General features: G+C 51.3%; 1 protein-coding gene. It reads left to right on the top strand.

Features of this window, described 5'->3' with window-relative positions:
* Window positions 1–129: 129 nt before the first annotated feature.
* The coding region (locus HK20_RS12725; protein WP_086647394.1) for a nucleotidyltransferase family protein at window positions 130–413 on the top strand (284 nt) is incomplete at its 3' end.

The following is a 413-nucleotide window of genomic DNA, read 5'->3' as shown; positions in this document are numbered from 1 at the left end:
CATGGTCTGTCCTTGTGAGGTTTCACAAAGTCAGTATGCGCTCGGCCGTTGTGACGGCGGACGTGTGCTCAGGAAGGGCTACAACATGCCGTCATTCTTATGATATACTGAACAAGAGGAGACCGGATCATGCGCCCATCAGAAGTGCTTGCACTGCATCGTGACGCCATTGTGAAGCTAACGGCACACTGGAATCTTACAAACCCTCGGGTGTTCGGCTCTGCTCTGAAACACCATGACAATGATCAGAGTGATCTGGATATTCTTGTCGATGCACCAAATGGTGCAACGTTGTTGGCACTAGGCGGCCTACAGAACGATCTCGAAGAACTCCTTGGAGTGCGTGTTGATTTATTGACACCTACCGAATTGCCCGTGGGATTTCGTGACAAAGTTCTGGCTGAAGCCCGCCC

It is taken from the genome of Acetobacter sp. DsW_54 (assembly GCF_002153575.1).
GTDB lineage: Bacteria > Pseudomonadota > Alphaproteobacteria > Acetobacterales > Acetobacteraceae > Acetobacter > Acetobacter fabarum.
This window is presented reverse-complemented; position numbering and strand designations above follow the sequence as displayed.